Origin of the sequence: Undibacterium sp. Di27W (genome assembly GCF_049340345.1) — a bacterium.
GTDB lineage: Bacteria > Pseudomonadota > Gammaproteobacteria > Burkholderiales > Burkholderiaceae_D > Undibacterium.
This window is the reverse complement of record NZ_JBMPOS010000193.1, coordinates 1-255: the sequence shown is the minus strand read 5'-3', so window position 1 is coordinate 255 and position 255 is coordinate 1. Positions and strand designations below refer to the sequence as shown.

1 protein-coding gene is annotated in these 255 nt (G+C 48.6%); it reads left to right on the top strand.

The features are described from left to right. Positions 1-41 precede the first annotated feature (41 nt). A partial coding sequence (locus tag ACO0LF_RS31850; protein WP_423021472.1) for a hypothetical protein occupies positions 42-255 on the top strand: 214 nt, incomplete at its 3' end.

Sequence of the window (255 nt, the reverse complement as noted above, 5' to 3'; positions counted from 1 at the left end):
CTGATGTAGTTGGATCTGGTTGACTTTTAAAGGCTCCCGCAATGACTAAATCAATTTCTCCGTCGTCCACGGACGGTGCCGGCTCAGTATTAAGCACCGTCTCTGGCCCATCCACCAATGAATTGCCTGCATCACTGGGGGCAATGGATGCTACCTCACCATCCCTGATTGAAAAAGTTGGCAATGCATTTGAAGTTGCTGCAGCCATGCCAGAAAATCCTAACAAGGCGAATGAATATGGTGAGTTAAGCCGCA